This window comes from Canibacter zhoujuaniae, assembly GCF_011752015.1.
Classification (GTDB): Bacteria; Actinomycetota; Actinomycetes; order Actinomycetales; family Microbacteriaceae; genus Canibacter; species Canibacter zhoujuaniae.
Window position 1 is genome coordinate 153,124 of the sequence record NZ_JAAIKA010000002.1, and the last position, 20,155, is coordinate 173,278.

Here is a 20,155-nt window from a genome sequence, read left to right on the forward strand (position 1 = left end):
GCACGGGTGGCTAAGGTAATCTAGTTAGCATGAACACAATCGCTCCTGTAGTTGTTCGTGAGACCGTAGCAGCTCCGCGCGCTGAGGTGTGGCGCTTGCTGTCTGATCCCGAAAAGGCAGAGCTGTGGTGCCCTGAGCTGACGTTCACCCCAGGTCGCGAGAATAGGGTCGCGACTGACGAACTGTACGGAACCTTTGACGCTTGGGTTGATGGGCATGTTTTTGGCTGGCGTTGGGCTGACAAAGAGGGGCAGCAGACCGCCGTGCTCTTGACCGTTAGAGCAATGCTTGATGACACCACCGTGACAATCACTGAAAGTGCTTTTGCTGAGGGATCAGAGGGGGAGAAGCGAGCCGCTGCCGCAACTGAGCGTTGGGGGCAGGCGCTGCAAGCTCTCGCTGCGTTAGACATCGCTGACGCGCTTGCCGCGCCACAATCTGACGAGGGCGCTGTGGTTGCTGACGTGGAAAATTCTGATCATGATGAAATTGCTGTGCTTGCAGACGTTGAAAACGAGTCTGCCCCAGAAAATGTCTTAATAGATGAAGGCGGCCCGATTGACATTCCTGAGGGTGAGCTGGTGACTGCTGATGCAGCTGATGCAGCCATGGAAGCAGGCCCGGAGGGTGATGTTGAGCTTGCGGCTGAAGTCGCATTTGAAGATGAGGGTGGTGCGCTAGCTGCATCGGATGAAGAAGAACCGGTATCAACTGACGAAGATACTGTTTCTGCAGCAGAAGCTGATGAACCTGTTATGACAGCGGATGCTGACGGCTTTGAAGCTGAGCTTAAAGATGCTGTTGATACTGCAGATCTTGATGAATCTGATGAGATTATTGAAACTGACGCCGTTTCCTTCTTTGAAGAGTTGAGCATGGAAGACGCTGTAACCGATATTCCACAGCCTGATCATGCAGAGACTGAGGTTGACAGCGCTGATGCGCCTGAGGAAGATGACAGGCCAAAAAAACGCCGCTGGTGGCAGTTTTAGATTCAGGCGCCATTCTGTAAAAATTGAAATTATTTACAGAATGGCGCCTGAGTTGTTTAGCGAGACCTTAATCATTTAAAAGGGCACGCAATCAGGTATCCACTTGGCTGCCTTTGCTTTGAATTCATCTGTGCCGATCACTTCTATGTCCGGGAATGGGCGGCCCTGGTCGTAGTCGTTGTATATTGTTCCAAATTTAGTGATACCGTTTTCATCTTCTGCACACTGCATAACTATAACCTCAGCACCCTTGGGTAGGAAACTGACATCTCTGGCTACGGGTTCTGCTCCCTCGAAGTAAAACTCGTCGACATCGTAGAATTTTACTTTGTCTTTTCCTAAGTCTTCTATCGGGCTCCAAACACTATTTGTCAGATATCGTGCGACGTAATGATGATTAGCGCAGCCCGTCAGGGAGAGTAATGCGATCGCTGAAATACACGTGAGCCGCTGAAGTTTCATCATTCCACCCTGCATGAAATCCCAGTGGGCTCAAAAGCGCGTACAGATTTAATATGTAGTTTCATAACCTTCCCCTTTGAAAATTATGCCCAATTTGGGTGTATTTAAAATACACCTTGCATCATAAAATGTCAAATTGATTGGACGTGTAATTTTCGAGATATCGCGGAAGTGTTATTCGCTATTAAGAAATTTAAGCTTTTGCGGCGATATCGCTGCGGAATTGCCCGCCCGCAAGCCCGAGCTTTGCGATCCCGCTGTAAGCCGCAGAGCGCGCTGCAGAGACATCTGAGCCGCGCCCGACCACTCCGAGCACCCGCCCGCCGGTAGCGGTCCAAACGCCGTCTGCGCCTAGAGCAGTTGCGGCGTGCACAGCGTGTACGTTCGGCAGCTGTGCCAGTTTAGCAAGCCCGGTTATCTCACGCCCTGTGGTCACCTCACCCGGGTAGCCTTCGCTTGCAAGCACAACGATGACAGCCGCGTCAGAATTAAACTGCGGTGCAGACAACTCGGCCAGGCGGCCCTCAGCAGACGCTAAAAGATACTCGCTGAGCGGGCTTGCCAGGCGGGTGAGGACCACTTGAGTTTCAGGATCACCGAAACGTGCGTTGAATTCAATAACCCGAATTCCCTTTGCGGTCACAATAAGACCGCAGTAGAGCAGCCCCACAAATGGTGTGCCCTGTTTTGCAAGTTGATCGATGGTTGGTTGCGCAACTGTGCGCTGCACATCAGCGACAAAACCCTCAGGCAACCAGTTGAGTGGGGAGTATGCGCCCATCCCTCCGGTATTAGGCCCCTCATCGTTATCGAAGATGCGCTTGAAGTCTTGTGCGGGAGTCAGTGGCTGCACAGTCTTGCCATCAGCAAAGAAAAATAGCGATACTTCTCGGCCGTCGAGAAATTCCTCAACCAAAACCTCACCGTGCGGCGCCCAAGTTTCAACGTGGTCGATCGCCGCCTCAAGATCTTCGGTTACCAACACGCCCTTACCGGCTGCCAGCCCGTCGGCCTTAATGACGTAGGGGGCGCCAGCAAAATCAGCGAGCACCTGTCGCGCATTTGCTGGAGTGATTGGCACCGCACGTCCCGTTGGTACACCCGCCTGCTCCATAACATCTTTTGCGAACGCTTTTGACCCTTCAAGCTGTGCTGCTGCTTGGTCTGGCCCAAACACGGGCACGCCCGCTGCGCGTAATGGGTCTGCTACACCCGCGACCAGCGGCGCTTCAGGGCCAATCACCACAAGGTCAAAGCTTTCTGCTGCAACGAAGTCGTGCACCGCTTCGGGGTCTGTGATATTAAGCTCTGCGCAGCTCGCGCCGGAGGCGGCGATACCTGCGTTGCCGGGTGCGCACACAACCTCGTGCGCTTCTTCATTGAGCAAAGAAATAACGATCGCATGTTCACGGGCGCCTGAGCCAAGCACAAGAATTTTCACGCTATCAAGCCTACTATTAAGACGTGGCAAAGAAACGGAAAATTGACCCAGTTGAGGGTCGTAAGGTGCTTAATTTTTATCGCGATCGGATCGCGTCTGGTGAGCTTGTGGATCGTTCAACCGCCGCAACCGCAACCCGTTATCTGCTGGAAGAGTTGGCGTTAATTGCGCCCGGAAATAGTGTCGAGGTGCGCGTGCCGCCCTATGGGGCAGTGCAGTGTGTTCCTGGGCCAAAGCATCATCGTGGCACGCCCCCTAACGTAATTGAGCTGTCGCCACACAGCTGGTTTTTGCTCGCCACAGGGCAAAAAACTTGGTCTGAATTGCTTGCTGCGGGTGAGATAAACGCGTCCGGCACTCGCGCAGACCTCTCTAAACTGCTGCCAATTATGACACTGAAATAAGCGCACAGCATGGAGTGGAATAATTGGTAACTGTGACTGAAACACTTGGTGAGACTCAAGAAACACGGCAGCAAACAACGGTGAAGGTTGAGCGTTCGGTGCGCTACAACCGACTGTTACTGCTGGGAACTCTCGCCGGAGCTGTGCTTGGCGCGCTCATCTCTACGCTGTTTCCGGTTGCTGCAGAGGGTAATTACACCGCAGGTCAGATAGCAGGGTTTTCTGCTGTGCTTGGCGGCGCTGTGGGTCTTTTGGTGATGGCGATAGTCGCGCTAATCTTGGGGGCAGCAGCTAAAAATAAGCGAGGCACCGCTGCGGCTGTGCACACAAAAACTGTCATTCCAGGTGCTGACTCGGGGGCAGAAGCTGTTGCTGAGGGCTCTATCTACAATGAGGGTGTTGCGCCAAAACACGGCACCGGCACAGCCAACTAACCGCCCTCCCAGGTGCGTGTGGGATAATTTTTTACAGTCGATTTGATGATGGGGGCTTCTAAATGTTGGTAAGCGGTTTTGTGGGTAACGCACTGAGTGGGTGGCACCTGATTATCATTCTGCTTGTTATTCTGCTGCTCTTTGGTGCACCGAAGCTGCCACAGCTTGCAAAGAGCATCGGACAGTCAGCAAAAATTCTGAAAAAAGAAGTCAGCGATCTGCACGACGATAAGCCTGCCGCGACTAAAGAGAACGAGCGGGTAGATAATGTCAGCGACAGCTCTGTTACTGGCAGCAACACCACCGATTCTGCAGATCAGAAGTAGCGCCTTAGGTCGAAACACCGCAGCGTTTACGGCCTTAAATTTTACTAGTCTCTAACTCGCCCGAGAGTTACTAGCTCGTCTGGTTAGCTTCGAGCCAGTCAAGATACTCTGCTGTTACGCCACCGGTGATGTAGTTGCCGGTGAAGCACGCCTGCTCAAGAGTCGTGAAGCGGTCTTGGCCTTCGAGAATTGCCTCGTTCATGCCCTCAACGGTTTGATAGACCAGTAAATCTGCTCCGATAAACTCGGCAATTTCTTCGTAGGTGCGCCCGTGCGCGATGAGCTCATCACGCGTGGAGATGTTAATACCGTAAACATGTGGCCACACGACAGGTGGCGCTGCTGAGGCGAAAATCACGCGTGCTGCACCCGCAGCGCGAGCCATATCTACGATCTCTTTAGAGGTTGTGCCACGCACGATTGAGTCGTCTACGATGCAGACGGTCTTACCCTCAAACTCAACCTCCATCGCGTGCAATTTTTGGCGCACGCTCTTTTTTCGTAGTGCCTGACCCGGCATAATAAAGGTGCGGCCGACGTAGCGGTTCTTAAAAAACCCTTCACGGTATTCGACGCCGAGTTTGCGGGCAACCTGCATTGCCGATGGGCGGGCAGAGTCCGGAATCGGCATAACCACATCGATTTCGCTTGGATCGATGTGGCGTGCGATCTCTTCGGCAAGCTTGTCTCCAAGCCGCAGCCGCGCATCATAAACAGAAATTCCGTTCACAACAGAGTCGGGGCGTGACAGATAAACGTACTCGAACGCGCATGGGGCATATTCGGCGGTGCCGTCTGCGCACTGGCGACTCTGTAGCTTGCTCTGCTGATCGATAAAGATCGCCTCGCCAGGTTCAACGTCGCGCACAATCTCAAAACCACCAGACTCCAGCACGAGCGATTCAGAGGCTACAACCCACTCGTCCTGACCGTTTTCGGCGGTGCGACGCCCTAAGATGAGCGGACGAATTCCGTGCGGATCGCGGAATGCTAGGAGGCCGTATCCTGCGATCAGCGCAATTGTTGCATACGAGCCCTCGACTCGTTTGTGCACAATTGAAACAGCGTCGAATACTGCGTCAGCTGTCAATTCTTCTTCAGATGCTGTTTTTTGCAGCTCGTTAGCCAGCACGTTTAGCAGTAGTTCAGTATCGCTGTCAGTGTTCAGGTGGCGGCGATCAACGCCGCGCAGCGCGGCAGTGAGTTCACGAGTGTTTACAAGATTCCCGTTGTGCACCAGAATGATGCCGTACGGCGCGTTAACGTAAAAAGGCTGCGCCTCTTGTTCGGTTGCGGCAGATCCGCGAGTTGCGTAGCGAACATGGCCGAGGCCGATATTGCCCAGCAGCGAGCGCATATCGCGTGTGCGATAAGACTCACGCACCTGCCCCTTGGTTTTAACAATATGCAGGCTGCTGCCATCGACCGTTGCGATGCCTGTCGAGTCTTGGCCGCGGTGCTGCAAAAGTAGCAGACTGTCGTAGATTTGTTGATTTACGGGTTCGCTGGCAACAATGCCGACAATGCCACACATGGGTTGGTGCCGCTCCTAAGCGTGAAGTAACAGTCGCGCAACCGACGCTCGGTTGCGGGTTTCTACAGGTCAAGTTTCGCACATTTTCACTTGTAAACCAAAGGCGTTAGTGCGCCAGCCGATCCGCAAGAATAGAGGGCTGTAGAATCGAGCTGTGAAAGAAAAATCGCTGTACGCTGAGTCTGGTGTAGATACTGCCGCGGGTGATCTCGCGGTTGAACTTATGAAAGAGGCGGTGGCGCGCACGCACGGCCCTGAGGTGCTCGGCGGAGTCGGCGGTTTTGCGGGTCTTTTTGATGCCTCCGCGCTGCTCGGTTACAAGCGGCCACTGCTGGCCAGCGCAACCGACGGCGTTGGCACTAAGGTTGCGATCGCGCAGGCTATTGATAAACACGACACTATCGGGCAGGATCTGGTCGCGATGATCGTAGATGACATTGTGGTCGTTGGCGCGAAGCCCTTGGCGATGACCGACTACATTTGTGTTGGTAAAACGGTGCCCGAGCGAGTTGCAGACATTGTGCGCGGCATTGCAGAGGCGTGTGCGGCAACAGGTACCGCACTCGTTGGCGGAGAGACCGCTGAACACCCAGGGCTGCTAGGCGAAAATGAATACGATGTTGCGGGCGCTGCTTTCGGCGTTGTTGAGGCTGACGCTGTGCTCGGGCCGGAGCGTGTGCAAGCGGGCGACGTGATTCTCGCCATGGGGGCTTCAGGTTTACACTCAAACGGTTATTCTTTGGTGCGCAAAATTATTGCGGATCGCGGCTTAACCTATGCAGACACCGCTGCTGATCTGGGCACAAGCTATGGTGAAGCACTGCTTGAGCCGACAAAACTTTACACCGCACAGCTGTTAGCGGCGATTAACTCACACCCGGGTGCAATCCATGCGTTAAGCCACATTACCGGGGGCGGTATTGCAGCAAATATCGCGCGTGTGCTGCCTGTTGGCACTTGGGCTGAAATTGACCGAAGCACTTGGTCACCGCTGCCGGTGTTCAGGCATCTTGTCGACCTGGCTGATGCAACCCTCGGCGAGGTTGAAGGAGCCTGGAACCTGGGCCTCGGCATGGCGGCTGTGGTTGCCGCTGACCAGGCAGATGCGGTCGCAAACACTTTGCGCGCTGCCGGGCTTGATGTGTGGCGTGTTGCTGAAGTGCAGGCTGGCACACGCGATCTCACCGGCTTTGAAATCGGGGCAAAGGGAGTTAACGGAGGCGCTGTGCGTCTCGTCGGGGAGTACGCCGACTAACCAGCTCTGCCGGATCCACAGCACTATATAGCCTGCCTCTTATCTGCACTAGATGAGAGGCAGGCTAACGCTAGCAGCTTATGATAGTTGCACTGGTGTGCGAGTGCGATCGAGCTTAGTGTTCGTCTTCGTCGCCGTAGTCAGAGTCAACGTTGTATTTTTCAGCGTACTCCGCCCACGGATCTTCCTGCTCAGCGCCGCTTGCGCTGTGCAGCTCCCGCTCGAGCTCTGAGAGATCGGTGCTCGGGCTGTAGTACTTCAGCTGACGAGCTACCTTGGTGTGCTTAGCTTTCTGACGGCCGCGCCCCATGCGAGACCCCCTTACACATCGTGGCCGCGTTTAGACGCAGCAAAACCTAGAAATTAAACGTATGAAAGGCATACTAGCATTATTTCGAGAGGTCGTCTTCCAGATTCAGCGAATTCGCGGTTTTCTGTGTGACGAGTAGACTCTCCTTTATGAGAAAGCGTGCGCTAGTTTGGGTCTTCGGCCTCTCCCTGCTGATCCTGATTATCGCCCTTTCTTTCGTGGTTGTGCCGATTTTAACTCACCAAAACCAGGGGGTTGCCGGGCAAGTCCGCGCGCACCTCGGTGACACTGCGGTTACAGCAAAAGGCGATGATGGGCGCGAACGTACGCTGGCTCTTGCGGGAGTCGACGATGATAGTTTCGACCCCGCAAATCTTGTGCCAGGTCAGACGGTAACTGTGCGCGGTGCGGGGTATGATTCTGCGCGCGGTATTTACGTCAGTTTCTGTAAAGCTCCCGCTTCGCCTGAGCAGAAACCAAGCCCCTGCCTCGGTGAGGTGCCGGCTAGCGCAGATGCGGCCGCTGCTGTGCAGGGTGAGATGCTGTCGTCTGCCTGGGTTTCGGATGATTTTGTCTGGCGCAATTTTGCAACCCACCAATATTTGGATGCGGAAGCTGGAACGTTCACAGTCAAATTGGTTGTTCCTGAAGCTGCCATCGAGGGGCTTGACTGTCGTGTTGAAGCCTGTGTTCTCGCAACCCGCAATGATCACACGGCGGGTGGTGACCGGGTGCAGGATCTGGTAATCCCGGTAGTTATTCACTGATCTTGTAAGAGGTGTGCTACCGTTAGAAGGTTGGCTGCAGCGGCAAGGCACTGTGAAACGCAAGCGGTCAAGAGCTTTCATCGCTGATCGGAAGCACCCCAGACCGGTTTATTTGTTTATTGCGGTTCGGTTCCATTTACCAAATACCTGCAGAGTAGCTAAAGTCGCGCGTGCACTGCGCTTACTTTTGCCATGCTGTGCTATAGAAAGAGCACCAATGTCTCGTAAAGCTAAGCGCGGTTTTAAAGCGCCCAAAAATTATGATCCCAACCGCGGTAAAAAGAAACCGCACCGAAAAGGTTTGTCTGCCAGAGCGGCGACAGAGCGCGGGGAAAGGGCGGATCGCGGCTATTCTCGTGATACGCGGCGCCCAGAGCGCAATTTAGGTGAACGGCACGATAAAAAACGTGGCTACAGCCAAGATCGGCACTTCGCCGGTGAGCGCCGTGACGATCGGGGTGAGGGTCGCCCGCTAGGCCGGCGTGGGGGTCGTCGCGACCGCGATTTTGTTCGTGGGGCGCGTGATAATGCTCGCCGTGACGAGGGTCGCGCGTTTGATCGGCGTGAACGTGATTATGATCGCCGGGATGACCGCCGCGACTTTGGTCGTAGGGAAAACCGCAGCGGTGACCGCCGCGACTTCCGCGCAGAGCGCCGTTTCAACGATCGTGCAGAGCGCGGATCCAAAAAATTTGGACGCGATAACGCACGCCAAGGGTTCCAGCCGCCGGAAGATATCGTGCTCGAAAAACTCGAGGCGATTGAAACCTCTGCCGCTGATGTTGAGGGTGTGGCCTTTGCCGATCTGGGCTTGGGTGACCGCTTAGTATCCGCGCTAGCCGATATGGGTGCTATCTCTCCATTCGCAATTCAGGTAGCGACAATCCCGGACGTCATTGCGGGACGTGATGTGCTTGGGCGCGGCCGCACAGGGTCTGGTAAAACTATTGCCTTCGGCGCAGGTCTGGTTGAGCGACTGTTACAGCTGAAGAGTGAGGGTCTTTTCGATAATGATCCACGGCCGCCAAAACGTGAGAGAGGAAAGCGCACCCCGATGCAGCAGGGGCGCTTCCCGAAGGCGCTGATCCTCGCGCCAACTAGAGAACTGGCGCTGCAAATTGACCGCACTGTGCAGCCACTCGCGCGTGCCGCCGGTCTCTTCACCACGCAACTTGTTGGCGGGGCGCCGATTGAAAGGCAGCAGCATGCGCTGTTGCGGGGTATCGATATTGCGATCGGCACCCCCGGTCGTGTCGAGGATCTTATCGAGCGTGGCAACCTCAATATCGGTCAGGTTGCAATCGCGGTGCTGGATGAGGCCGACCATATGGCAGAGTTGGGCTTTATTGAGCCGGTGCAGCGGATCCTCCGCCAAACTGCGCCGGGTGCGCAGAAGCTGCTGTTCTCTGCCACCCTAGATGCGCAGGTAACCAAACTCGTGAAAGAGTTTTTGGTGGAGCCGAGCGTGCATGAAGTTGCCGACGAGAAGCAGGGCAGTCTCGATCACCACGTGCTCGTTGTGCTGCGTGAAGATAAGAATGATGTGCTAACGGAGATCATCGAGCAGGGCGGTGATCGCACGATTGTGTTTACGCGCACGCGCGCCTACGCTGAGACCCTGCGAGAGCTTTTTGAAGACTCCGGAATTAGCGCGGTTGATTTGCACGGCAATCTCAGCCAGAGCAGACGAGAGCGCAACCTCAAGCGGTTTACAGACGGCAAAGTTGGTGTTTTGGTGGCAACAGATGTCGCTGCTCGTGGCATTCACGTGGATGATGTGAAGCTGGTTGTGCAGGCGGATCCGCCAGACGACTACAAAGCCTACCTGCACCGTTCGGGGCGCACCGGGCGCGCTGGGCGCAACGGCATCGTTGTAACGGTGATCCCGCGCAACCGCCAGAAGCGCACCAGACAACTGTTTGAAAACGCGCAGCTGCGGCCGGAATACTTCGGTGACTTTACCCCCGGTCAGGCGCAAGACTGGCTGGTTTAGCCGAGTTTAATTCACGTCACAGAACTATTTAGAAGTGACTGCAGCGTTGGCAGCTGCAGAAGCAAAACGCTAATAGGCCGCCTCAGTTTCGGAAGTTTCCAAAACTGAGGCGGTCTTTTTGTGTGACTCCTACAATATGACACCGTGGCATTTCAACTGTGATTGTGAGTGCCGGCAATAGACGGGCGCTAATTGTGCAGAGCCATTAGCCTGACAGTGGATATTTCAGATCTTTAAGGAGCTGTCATGGTCAAAGATGCCGCACAACAGGAAACCCCAAAGATTGACATTGCTATCGTTAGCGATGCGCTGCTCGGCACTTGGAAAAAGGAGCGGATCGCCTCCCGCAGCCTGGCAAGCCAAGAGCGTTTTCAAAATACACCGGGCCAGTCGATGCAGGAGCATCGGGAAGACACTCTGAAGCGCCTAGCAATGCTTGTTGAGGAGGGTGCGATTCAGCGTGCTTTTCCAAAGGAGTACGGTGGTGAAGACAACCATGGCGGAAACCTAGCGGCCTTTGCAGAGCTTGTCTTCGCCGATCCTTCCCTCCAAATTAAAAGCGGTGTGCAGTGGGGCCTGTTTGGGTCTGCAATTTTGCACTTAGGCACCAAGCACCATCATGACCTGTGGTTGCGGGATGTGCTCGAATTGAAGATTCCGGGCGCCTTCGCCATGACTGAAATCGGACACGGTTCAGACGTCGCATCGGTGGCAACAACAGCTACCTATATTCCGGAAACCGAAGAGTTTGAGATTCACACGCCATTCGCCGGCGCCTGGAAAGAATTTCTTGGCAATGCAGCACTGCACGGCCAGGCTGCGGTTGTTTTTGCCCAACTGATTACCAAGGGTGTAAATCACGGAGTGCACGCCTTCTACGTGCCTATCCGAGATGAGAATCTGCAGCTGTTGCCGGGTGTTGATTCGTTTGATGACGGTTTCAAGGGCGGGTTGAACGGTATTGATAACGGTCGGCTAGCTTTTGATCATGTGCGCATCCCGCGCACTAATCTGCTTAACCGATATGGCGATGTAGACGCTGCGGGTAATTACAGCTCACCTATTGCAAGCCCTGGTCGCCGTTTCTTCACGATGCTTGGCACTCTCGTGCAGGGGCGCGTATCGCTCGACGGCGCAGCAGTTAACGCTATGAAATTGGGGCTTGCAACCGCTATCACCTACGCCAACGAGCGCCGGCAGTTCCCAGGTGCCGACGGCAAAGAATCGCTGCTGCTCGACTACGGTTTGCATCAGCGACGCCTGCTACCGCGCCTTGCGCAGACATTTGCAATGCAGTTTGCGCACGAACGCCTGCTGCATGTTTTTGATGAAGTTTTCTCTGGCAAGAATGACAGCGACGAAAACCGTGAATCCCTAGAAACACTGGCGGCAGCCCTAAAGCCGCTTTCCACATGGGCGGCTCTCGATACCCTGCAGGAAACCCGCGAAGCTTGTGGTGGCGCTGGGTTCATCGCAAAAAACCGCATGGTGACACTGCGCCAGGATCTTGATATTTACGCTACTTTCGAGGGCGACAACCATGTTCTGCTGCAGCTGGTGGGTAAGCGATTGCTCGCCGATTATGCGAAAAGTTTTGCAGACGGCGGGCGTGACGCCATCGTGAATGCGGCAAAAACACAGATTGTTGACAGACTCAGCCGCTTCGGGCTGCGGCAAGCGGTGCAAGACGTTACCTCACTCGGCCAGACCGCACGCGCTGTTAATGAACTGCAGGATCCTAATTTCCAGCAGTATCTGCTGACAGACCGGATCGAAACAATGATCTCTGAGATCGCGCAGGCACTGCGGGAGGGGAAGAAAGCTGGGGGAGCTGCCGGTCAGGCCCAAGCCTTCAACGATAACCAAGCGAAGCTTATTGCAGCGGCGCGCGCACACGGCGAGCTACTGCAGTGGGAGTCATTCACCGATGCACTTGCGCAGTTTGAGGGAGACACTCTAACTGTGATGACTTGGTTGCGTGACCTGTTTGCATTTAGCATCATTGAGCGCGATGCTGCATGGTTCCTGCGTCGTGGGCGGATCTCAGGTGCGCGATATGACGCTATGGAGGCATACGTTACCCGTCTGCTCGGTCGCTTGCGTCTGCAGGCTGACGATCTGGTGAAGACTTTCGGCCTTACTAAGGAGCTCGTGCGTGCTGAGATTTTTACCGGCATCGAAGCTGAACGGCAGGCCGAGGCAATGGCTTATGTTGCCGAAAAGAAGGCTGCCGGTGAGTGGCCGGTTTCAGAGAAGACGCTGAAGAAGTAGACTCGCTGTATGACTGAGAGACGCGCACTGTATCCAGAAATTGAGCCGTACGACCAAGGCATGCTTGAGGTCGGCGACGGTCACCAGATCTACTATGAGCAGGTCGGTAACCCAGACGGCAAACCTGTTGTTGTGTTGCACGGTGGGCCGGGCGGCGGCTGCGTCCCGACAATGCGTCGTTTCTTTAATCCTGAGAAATACCGCATCGTGCTGTTTGATCAGCGCGGCGCGGGCTGCTCACTGCCGCACGCTAGTGAACCGGAAGCTGATCTCAGCACCAACACCACCTGGCATTTGGTGGCTGACATAGAGCGGCTGCGGGAGCACCTCAGCATCGACAAATGGCAGGTTTTTGGCGGATCTTGGGGATCCACGCTCTCTTTGGCTTACGCCGAGATCCATCCAACACGTGTCACTGAGCTTGTGTTGCGCGGTATCTTTACACTGCGCCGCAGTGAGCTCGAATGGTTTTACCAGGAGGGTGCATCCCATCTGTTCCCGGATGTTTGGGAGGAGTATCTCGCGCAGATTCCGGAACCAGAAAGAGGCGATTTGATCGCCGCCTACAATAGGCAGTTGTTTGATCCGAACCCTGAGGTGCACGTACCGGCTGGTGTTGCCTGGAGTGTGTGGGAAACCTCGACCGTGAAACTGTTTATGGATGAGGCAGATATCGCCGCTACCCGGAAAGATGAGAAGTGGTCTGTGGCGTTTGCGCGCATCGAGAATCACTACTTCACCAATGGCGGTTGGTTTGAAGACGGTCAGCTTATTAGAGACGCGCACAAACTTGCGAACATTCCAACCGCGATAGTGCAGGGGCGATACGATGTCTGCACCCCACCACGCACCGCTTGGGATTTATACGCGCAGCTTCCGCACGCTGATTTCACAATGGTTCCCGACGCTGGACATGCGTCAACCGAACCGGGAATTATCGACGCTCTGGTGCGAGCAACCGATAAGTTTGCACAGCAATAATTTTTTTTTTAAAGCGCTGCAGTTAATGTGCGCTAGCAGGGTGATTTAGCGTCGTTTTTTCCGGCCGGCCGGTTTTGGTGGGCGACTATTGCGGTGACCCCGATTTTTGCTGCTAGCAAGCTGTGCGCCACGTGAGTTTGGCGGCGGTTGCTGCTTCCTGCGACGCTGACCGCTTGTTTTGCGCTGTGCTTCGTTTGCGGCTGCTGCGATCTGCGCGGGTGATTCTTGCGAGTTAGTGCTGGGGCGGGAGGTGTCTCTGGCGCTAGCAGCACCGCGTCCGCGCAGCACTCCGATGAGATCCTGCACCGCCGCACGATTGTGTTTGCTGAGCCAAACTGCGAATATTGCGTAGCTGCTTATTTCGATAGCGGAATTAATCGGCACAACCTTATGCTGTTTTTTGTTTGCCACGTTGCGTGCAAGTGGGAGGGGGAGCACAGCCTCACCAACACCGGTTGCAACAAGCTCAGCTAAAGCGACAGCGTCAACCGGAAGCCAGCTAGCGTCGTGCCACGGTTCTGCGCTACTCCAGTCGTCTCTGTGTAGTTTGTGGTCGAGAAGCCTTACATCTTGCAACTCGGCAATAGTTGTGACGCCCGAGAGAATAGCGAAGACGGAATCTGCGGCGGTTAAAACAGCGTTTGCCTCGGTGTACAGCCGCACAGCTTGCAGCTCACCCAGCGTATGTTCACTGGGGGGCAGCGTTTCGGGTGCGCGGACAAGAGCCACGCCGCCACGGTTTAACACTTCTGTGAGGGTGAGGGTCTGCTCGTCGCTAAAAACGGCATCTGGGCTGTAGACATCAAGATCAAGGGGGTGCGGCTCAAGCGGAATTGGATATTCTGCTTGCTGCCAGCGGCGCACCCATTTTGCGGGGGCCGTGCCGCGACAGAAACCCAGTATTAGAGATGGTGAGTGACTCGCTCCTGCCTCGAGCACGGCATCTTTCTGCATACGGTCAAGACTAGCGCGGAACAGCTGTTTTAGCCGGCTGTGCTGACATCGAAAATCATTCCGATCGCGTATGTCACCCCTACCGCGATTCCACCTAGCAGAAGCTGGCGGAGCGCCCCTCTGAAAAGATTTCTCTTCGCAAAATGCGCAGAAAATGCGCCTGTAACGCACAGTCCAATAGCGCCGAGAATCAGACCCCAGACCAGCGTGCCAAAGCCGAAAATATAAGGCAGTATCGGAATGATCGCACCCGCACTGAATGAAAAGAAGGAAGAGAATGCAGCAACCCACGGGGAGTTGCGATCTTCAACAGTAAGACCGAGTTCGTGCGCGAGATGCACTTGCAGCGCCTTATCCTGGTTTCGGTGCACCTCTTTAGCCGCGATCTGCGCGGTTTGGGCGCTCATTCCGAGACCGACAAACTCCTGTGCCAGTTCCATCTCTTCGCCGGTCGGGTTTCGTTTGAGAGCTGCCGCTTCAACCGCAACTTCCTTGTCGAGCTGCTCGTTAGCGGCCCGCACAGATGTGTACTCTCCGAGCGCCATGGAAACCGACCCGGCTAGGAGGCCGGCGGTGCCTGTTACCAGCACAATGTGCGGCGCGGCGCCGGCTGCGGCGATACCGGCGATTAGGCCGATGTTAGAGACCAAACCGTCCATTGCACCAAACACGGCAGCGCGCAACCAGCCATTTTGGATGTTTGCGTGCTTGTGATCGTATTCGTGGGGGTTTGCGAGGTTTACTTCTGTTGTAGCCACCTGTAAAGCCTATGTCTCGCTTGCTTGCCAAGCAAATATTTGGGCTGCAATTAGGCATTGCTTGCCTTAGTTGTGTATCAGCAGCTCAGGTGCTGCTCTCGTAGTGCCTGAACTGTAGGATCCGAAAAAATTTCATACTCACTATCAGTAATTGATACACCAACTTTATTCACTGAGCTGCAATTTAGTGGAACGGTCTAGAGTAGAAGTATGAATGTGATTATCGACGCTGAATTCAATCCCGTTCCATCGCTACAACAAATTGCAAAGGTGCAGCTTGCAAAAACTGCGCCAAACGCAGCAGCCGTAGCCGTATTTGTAAAGTCTGAAGGTGCTCTGCCAGACGCACTAGACCTAACACGTGAACAGCTTGAGCTTGCTGGGTTCGCGGGCAAGAAGAGCGATGCTTTGCTGCTGCCGGGTGAAACTGTCAAGGTGTTAGTTGGCATTGGCAAGGGGTTTAAAACAGCTGCTGAGATCCGCAATGCTGTTGCGTGCTTTACCCGCAACGCAGCTAAATTTTCTGAGCTTGCCGTTGAGCTTGATGCCCTAACCCTGGATGGTGTGCCTGCGCGTGAGGCAGCGCAAGCAGCGGCAGAGGGCGCCCTGCTCGCACGCTATGCCTATGAGCCGCTGAAGAATAAACAAAATCTTGTAGCGCTAGAGACGCTGACACTCATCGGTGAAAACTCTGAGGCTGCAGCAGGAGCCGAGCGTGGAACTATTTTGGCCACCGCCGACCGCTTAGCGCGAGATCTCGGAAACACTCCACCGCGCCACCTAAACGCTTATAAATTCGCCGAAGTTGCCGAGCGTGTAGGCCCAGAATACGGGCTTGAAGTAGAAGTTTTCGGGCGCGAAGAAATCATTGAAATGGGCCTCGGTGGCCTGCTCGGTGTAAACGCTGGATCGGTGCAGGATCCGCGCCTCATCAAAGTCAGCTATCGGCCAGAGGGCGCAACTGAGCACATCGGCCTGGTGGGTAAGGGCATTATGTATGATTCAGGCGGCATCAGCCTGAAGCCATCAAACGCCTCACACTGCTCCATGAAGATGGACATGATGGGTGCGGCAGCTGTGTTCTCTGCAATGACAGCCCTGAAAGAGCTTGGGGTTAAGACACGAGTCACCGGGTTCCTGATGTGCACCGATAATATGCCGTCCGGCAGCGCCACCAAACTCGGTGACGTGCTGACGATGCGCAACGGTAAGACCGTTGAGGTGCGCAACACCGACGCAGAAGGTCGCCTGGTGCTCGGTGACGGCATCGCGCTCGCAGCAGAGCTAGAGGTCGACGCAATCGTTGACGTCGCGACACTAACGGGTGCTGCGATGATGGCACTCGGCACCCAAACTGCAGCCGTTTTCGCAAATAACGACACCGTTGCCCAGCAGTTACAGGATGCGGGTAAGAAGAGCGATGAGACCCTTTGGAGATTGCCGCTCGACTTGCGTCTAAAGAAGGCAATGAAGTCAAACGTTGCAGACTTTGCAAACATCGGGGCGAACGAAGGCGGCGCGATTACCGCGGCGCTCTTCCTGAATGAATTTGTTGCCGGCACGCCGTGGGGGCACATCGATATAGCAGGGCCGATGGAGTCAAACTCAGACGATCTGTGGCGCTCAGCCGGATCAACCGGTTACGCAACACGACTGCTCGCTGAGTTTGCAGCCGACTTTAAAAAGCCGAGCGGTGACACCGTTGGAACGGAACTCGAGTAAATAAAATACCGCCTGTCTGGGCTCTTGCCTCACCTCCCTGCAAGAGTCCAGGGGTTTATTTAGGAGATTTAAGAGACATGAGCAACGCTGCCCAGATCGATCTTGAAAGCATTTCAACTCGCGACGAATACATAACGGCATTCGCCGACTTTATTGAGGCAAGCCCCACATCTTTTCACGCCGCCGACACTGTCGCGCGCATGCTGAACCGTGCCGGGTTTGAGTGGCTCGATGAGTGCGACTCCTGGGCGCCGTTGGAGGCGGGAGCTGCCGGTTTCACAGTGCGTGACGGCTCGCTAATTGCGTGGCAGGCCGGAAGTTCAGTGACGAAGAATTCCCCATTACGTATTTTTGGGGCGCACACCGACTCACCGGGGTTCGTGGTAAAACCAACACCGGGCAGCTCTGCTGCCGGTTGGCAGCAGCTTAATGTTGAGGTTTACGGCGGCCCGCTCTTAAACTCTTGGCTTGATCGTGATCTAGCGGTTGCCGGGCGAGTGTTTACCAGAGACGGGGAGAAACGGCTGATCCGCACCCCAGCGATTGCCAGAATTCCGCAGCTTGCTGTCCATTTGGATCGGGAGGCTAACAACGGTCTAAAACTGGATCGGCAGGAGCACACCCAGCCGGTGATCGGGCTGGGAGAGGTTGACGCTTTAACCGCGATTGCGTCTGCGGCCGGCGTGGCACCCGACGAGCTAGTGAGCTGGGATCTGCAACTCGCCGACACCCAGAAACCGCGCCGGATCGGTGCTAGCAATGAGCTGTTTGCCGCTGGTCGCATGGATAATCTATCGTCAACCTTTGCGGGTGCCTACGCGCTTGCATCCCTAGCTCAGGCTGAGCACAATGCGATAAATCTGCTTGTGCTGTTTGACCATGAAGAGGTTGGATCGCAGAGCCACTCCGGTGCAAAGGGAACGTTTTTAGAGGATATTATCGTGCGCCTGTACACCGGATTGGGTGCTACCGCTGAGGATATTTTGCGGGTTAAAGCAAACTCGTGGCACGTCTCAGCGGATGCGGGGCATGCAGTGCATCCGAACTATAGCTCAAAGCACGACCCGCACACCAGGCCGTTCGCCGGGAAGGGTGCAATGCTAAAGATTAACGCTAATAGGCGTTACGCAACCGACGGAGCTGGCGCGGCGATGTGGGTGCGAGTGTGTGACGGTGCGGGCGTGCCGCTGCAGCAGTTTGTGGCAAATAATTCTGTGCCGTGCGGCTCCACGATCGGATCGATTGCGGCGGCAAATAACGGTATCCGCACAGTTGATGTTGGCGCGCCGCTGCTGTCAATGCATTCTGCACGTGAGTTGGCGCACGTTGATGATTTGTGGGGGTTAGCGCTTGCTACTGCACAGTTTTATCGTGTGCCGCGCCTGTAGATGAAAGGTTTGCGACCGGCTTTGACCGTCCCGCGACACGCCATGCAGTTTGGCGTGTTTACGGGAAATTGCCCGCTTTTTAGCAGAGTGATTTGCGGGGAGCGCAGAAAGTGTCGTAAGCTTTAACTCGGCGAAGATGACGGTTCAACGCTTTCGGCCCCATCGTCTAGAGGCCTAGGACGTCGCCCTTTCACGGCGGTAACACGGGTTCGAATCCCGTTGGGGTCACCATCTTCTCCTCATAATTTAATACGGCCCTGTGGCGCAGTTGGTTAGCGCGCCGCCCTGTCACGGCGGAGGTCGCGGGTTCAAGTCCCGTCAGGGTCGCAAAGATAGAGAGCCCTTTTCAGATGAGAAGGGTTTCTTTATCTAGAGTGACAAACTCCGGTGAGTCGCTCAGGCTCTGTAGCTCAGTTGGTAGAGCGTTCGACTGAAAATCGAAAGGTCACCGGATCGATGCCGGTCGGAGCCACAAACACTCCCGTGCAACATCTGTCACGGGAGTTTTTGCTTTTCTGGGCTTACCAGCCACTACCACTGTTGGTGGGACTGAGTAACATAGTGAGCATGACGATAAACACCTCAGCTATCTTGGCAGCGCAATCTAACGACCCATCTTTCGAGTCGATTTATGATGAGCTCGAATGGCGCGGCCTGCTGAGCGTCTCCACAGACCCTGAGGCCTTGCGCAAAGCTCTCACAGAAGAGCAGCTCACCTACTACTGTGGGTTTGATCCGACAGCCGCCAGCCTGCACCTTGGGCACCTTGTGCAGTTGCTGTTTATGCGCCGCCTGCAGTTGGCGGGGCATAAGCCTTTGGGGCTCGTCGGCGGATCCACCGGTCTGATCGGTGATCCGCGCCCAACAGCGGAGCGCACCCTCAACTCGCGGGAGACGGTTGCGGAGTGGGTCGATGCGCTGCGCAGTCAAATTGAACGCTTTTTGAGCTTTGAGGGTGATAACGCTGCCCGCATGGTGAACAATCTTGACTGGATGGCTGATGTTTCTGCGCTCGACTTTTTGCGTGAGACTGGGAAATACTTCCGTGTTGGGGCGATGATCAAGAAAGATGCTGTTGCTGCGCGTCTAGCTAGTGATGAGGGCATCAGCTACACCGAATTCAGTTACCAGATCTTGCAGGCGATTGATTATCTTGAGCTGCACCTGCAGTATGGGTGCACACTGCAGTCGGGTGGGCAGGATCAGTGGGGCAACCTTGTTGGTGGTGTCGATCTTGTGCGACGTGTCACCGGCAACAGCGTGCATGCTGTGGGAACGCCGCTTATCACCAATAGCGACGGCACAAAGTTTGGGAAGAGCGAGGGCAATGCGATCTGGATCGATGCGGCGCTGTGCTCACCGTACGCTTTCTACCAGTTCTGGCTGAATCAGGCTGATGCTGATGTTGTGGATCGCTTAAAGGTTTTCACCTTCCTGACACGCGCGGAAATTGAAGACTATGCGCGACAGGTTGCAGAGGAGCCGTTTAAGCGAGCTGCGCAAAAACGGCTCGCGTTTGAGGTCACAGCCTTGGTGCACGGTGAGGCAGCGGCGCAGCATGCGGTGGACGCATCTGCGGCACTCTTTGGGTCTGGCACTTACGACGCAGTGCCAGAAGATGTTCTGGCAGAAGCGCTGTCGGGGCTGCCTGAGGTGCGAGGTGGCGGAGAGCTCACTGTTGAAGATGCGCTTGTGCAATCCGGTTTGGTGAAATCTCTTTCTGAGGCGCGTCGTGCGATTGCGCAGGGCGGGGCGTCGGTTAACGGTGTGAAGATCACTGCAGAGGGTGAGACTGTTGCCGCCTACGCCGGGGATCGGAAGCTGGCAGTGCTCGGTCGCGGCAAGAAACAGAAGGCAGCTGTCTACCTCGACTAGGCCCAGAAAACCGATGCGACACGCCCGGGTGTTGGTGTTGTTTGCGTGGGGCCGGTCAGGGTGCGTAGAGTAGTCATCTGTTGGCCGAACGTCAGGAAACGGAAACACGGTCAGCGTCTTGGTGGGAAACACTGTTTACACATTTTATGGCTTTTGTTTGTTGGCTTTTTGTGTTATGGTTGTTTTTCATTGTTTTGATCCTGCGGGGTTCGGAGGCTTCTTGGTTGGAGCGTGTACGGGTTCTGTTTGGTCTTTGAGAACTCAATAGTGTGCACTTGATTGTCAAAT

At 55.2% G+C, this 20,155-nt stretch carries 18 protein-coding genes and 3 tRNA genes; 15 read left to right on the plus strand and 6 right to left on the minus strand.

All coding sequences use genetic code 11. The features are described 5' to 3' along the window. The first annotated feature begins 29 nt into the window (after window positions 1–29). On the plus strand, window positions 30–992 hold the full coding sequence (locus tag HCQ99_RS05345; protein ID WP_166987027.1) for an SRPBCC family protein: 963 nt from the start codon (window positions 30–32) through the stop codon (window positions 990–992). A gap of 75 nt (window positions 993–1,067) precedes the next feature. On the opposite strand, the gene HCQ99_RS05350 is transcribed toward HCQ99_RS05345, so the two are convergent. Together HCQ99_RS05350 and purD are read right to left on the minus strand one after the other, a co-directional pair. After that, the gene (locus tag HCQ99_RS05350; RefSeq protein WP_166987030.1) at window positions 1,068–1,454 is read right to left on the minus strand and encodes a hypothetical protein; all 387 of its coding nucleotides are present in this window, start codon (window positions 1,452–1,454) and stop codon (window positions 1,068–1,070) included. A gap of 193 nt (window positions 1,455–1,647) precedes the next feature. Then, a complete protein-coding gene (gene purD / locus HCQ99_RS05355; protein WP_166987034.1) occupies window positions 1,648–2,895 on the minus strand; it encodes a phosphoribosylamine--glycine ligase in 1,248 nt (415 codons plus the stop codon). A gap of 23 nt (window positions 2,896–2,918) precedes the next feature. On the opposite strand from purD, the gene HCQ99_RS05360 reads away from it, so the two are divergent. The 3 genes from HCQ99_RS05360 to tatA all read left to right on the plus strand — a co-directional run bounded on the left by HCQ99_RS05360 (window position 2,919) and on the right by tatA (window position 4,059). After that, window positions 2,919–3,299: a sterol carrier family protein gene (locus HCQ99_RS05360; RefSeq protein ID WP_166987037.1), complete on the plus strand. Its 381-nt coding sequence runs from the start codon at window positions 2,919–2,921 to the stop codon at window positions 3,297–3,299. Between the two features lie 32 nt (window positions 3,300–3,331). Further along, the gene (locus tag HCQ99_RS05365; RefSeq protein ID WP_166987040.1) at window positions 3,332–3,733 is read left to right on the plus strand and encodes a hypothetical protein; all 402 of its coding nucleotides are present in this window, start codon (window positions 3,332–3,334) and stop codon (window positions 3,731–3,733) included. A 62-nt stretch (window positions 3,734–3,795) separates the two neighbouring features. Continuing rightward, entirely contained in the window at window positions 3,796–4,059 is a 264-nt protein-coding gene (gene tatA, locus HCQ99_RS05370) for a twin-arginine translocase TatA/TatE family subunit (RefSeq protein WP_166987043.1), read from the plus strand. A 70-nt stretch (window positions 4,060–4,129) separates the two neighbouring features. Here tatA and purF read toward each other — a convergent pair whose 3' ends face one another. After that, a complete protein-coding gene (gene purF / locus HCQ99_RS05375) occupies window positions 4,130–5,593 on the minus strand; it encodes an amidophosphoribosyltransferase (protein ID WP_166987045.1) in 1,464 nt (487 codons plus the stop codon). 154 nt (window positions 5,594–5,747) lie between these two features. Between purF and purM the strand changes: the two genes are divergently transcribed. After that, window positions 5,748–6,848 carry a phosphoribosylformylglycinamidine cyclo-ligase gene (purM, locus tag HCQ99_RS05380; protein WP_166987048.1) on the plus strand — a complete coding sequence of 367 codons (1,101 nt, stop codon included), beginning with the start codon at window positions 5,748–5,750 and terminating at the stop codon, window positions 6,846–6,848. Window positions 6,849–6,963: 115 nt separating this feature from the next. Here the strand turns inward: purM and HCQ99_RS05385 are convergent, their stop codons facing one another. Next, window positions 6,964–7,158, minus strand: a complete 195-nt coding sequence (locus tag HCQ99_RS05385) for a DUF3073 domain-containing protein (protein WP_166987051.1) — start codon at window positions 7,156–7,158, stop codon at window positions 6,964–6,966. 149 nt (window positions 7,159–7,307) lie between these two features. Here HCQ99_RS05385 and HCQ99_RS05390 point away from each other — a divergent pair, with 149 nt between their 5' ends. The 4 genes from HCQ99_RS05390 (at window position 7,308) to pip (ending at window position 13,170) form a co-directional block, all read left to right on the plus strand. Further along, window positions 7,308–7,925, plus strand: coding sequence for a hypothetical protein (locus tag HCQ99_RS05390; protein WP_166987054.1), 618 nt, complete (start codon window positions 7,308–7,310; stop codon window positions 7,923–7,925). A gap of 217 nt (window positions 7,926–8,142) precedes the next feature. Then, a complete protein-coding gene (locus HCQ99_RS05395; protein ID WP_166987057.1) occupies window positions 8,143–9,918 on the plus strand; it encodes a DEAD/DEAH box helicase in 1,776 nt (591 codons plus the stop codon). Window positions 9,919–10,164: 246 nt separating this feature from the next. After that, window positions 10,165–12,189, plus strand: coding sequence for an acyl-CoA dehydrogenase family protein (locus tag HCQ99_RS05400; RefSeq protein ID WP_166987060.1), 2,025 nt, complete (start codon window positions 10,165–10,167; stop codon window positions 12,187–12,189). Window positions 12,190–12,198: 9 nt separating this feature from the next. Then, window positions 12,199–13,170, plus strand: a complete 972-nt coding sequence (gene pip, locus HCQ99_RS05405; RefSeq protein ID WP_166987063.1) for a prolyl aminopeptidase — start codon at window positions 12,199–12,201, stop codon at window positions 13,168–13,170. Between the two features lie 45 nt (window positions 13,171–13,215). Here pip and HCQ99_RS05410 read toward each other — a convergent pair whose 3' ends face one another. Then, window positions 13,216–14,124 (minus strand): LysR substrate-binding domain-containing protein, encoded by a 909-nt coding sequence (locus HCQ99_RS05410; RefSeq protein WP_166987066.1) that lies wholly within the window; start codon window positions 14,122–14,124, stop codon window positions 13,216–13,218. Window positions 14,125–14,153: 29 nt separating this feature from the next. Further along, window positions 14,154–14,882: a VIT1/CCC1 transporter family protein gene (locus tag HCQ99_RS05415; protein ID WP_243854801.1), complete on the minus strand. Its 729-nt coding sequence runs from the start codon at window positions 14,880–14,882 to the stop codon at window positions 14,154–14,156. A gap of 210 nt (window positions 14,883–15,092) precedes the next feature. Between HCQ99_RS05415 and HCQ99_RS05420 the strand changes: the two genes are divergently transcribed. The 6 genes from HCQ99_RS05420 (at window position 15,093) to tyrS (ending at window position 19,867) form a co-directional block, all read left to right on the plus strand. Beyond that, on the plus strand, window positions 15,093–16,604 hold the full coding sequence (locus HCQ99_RS05420; protein WP_166987069.1) for a leucyl aminopeptidase family protein: 1,512 nt from the start codon (window positions 15,093–15,095) through the stop codon (window positions 16,602–16,604). 77 nt (window positions 16,605–16,681) lie between these two features. Then, on the plus strand, window positions 16,682–17,992 hold the full coding sequence (locus tag HCQ99_RS05425; protein WP_166987072.1) for a M18 family aminopeptidase: 1,311 nt from the start codon (window positions 16,682–16,684) through the stop codon (window positions 17,990–17,992). Window positions 17,993–18,147: 155 nt separating this feature from the next. Continuing rightward, window positions 18,148–18,223 (plus strand) — tRNA-Glu (locus HCQ99_RS05430). 22 nt (window positions 18,224–18,245) lie between these two features. Beyond that, window positions 18,246–18,319 (plus strand) — tRNA-Asp (locus HCQ99_RS05435). A gap of 72 nt (window positions 18,320–18,391) precedes the next feature. After that, window positions 18,392–18,464 (plus strand) — tRNA-Phe (locus HCQ99_RS05440). Between the two features lie 95 nt (window positions 18,465–18,559). Then, on the plus strand, window positions 18,560–19,867 hold the full coding sequence (gene tyrS, locus HCQ99_RS05445; RefSeq protein WP_166987075.1) for a tyrosine--tRNA ligase: 1,308 nt from the start codon (window positions 18,560–18,562) through the stop codon (window positions 19,865–19,867). Window positions 19,868–20,155: the final 288 nt, after the last annotated feature.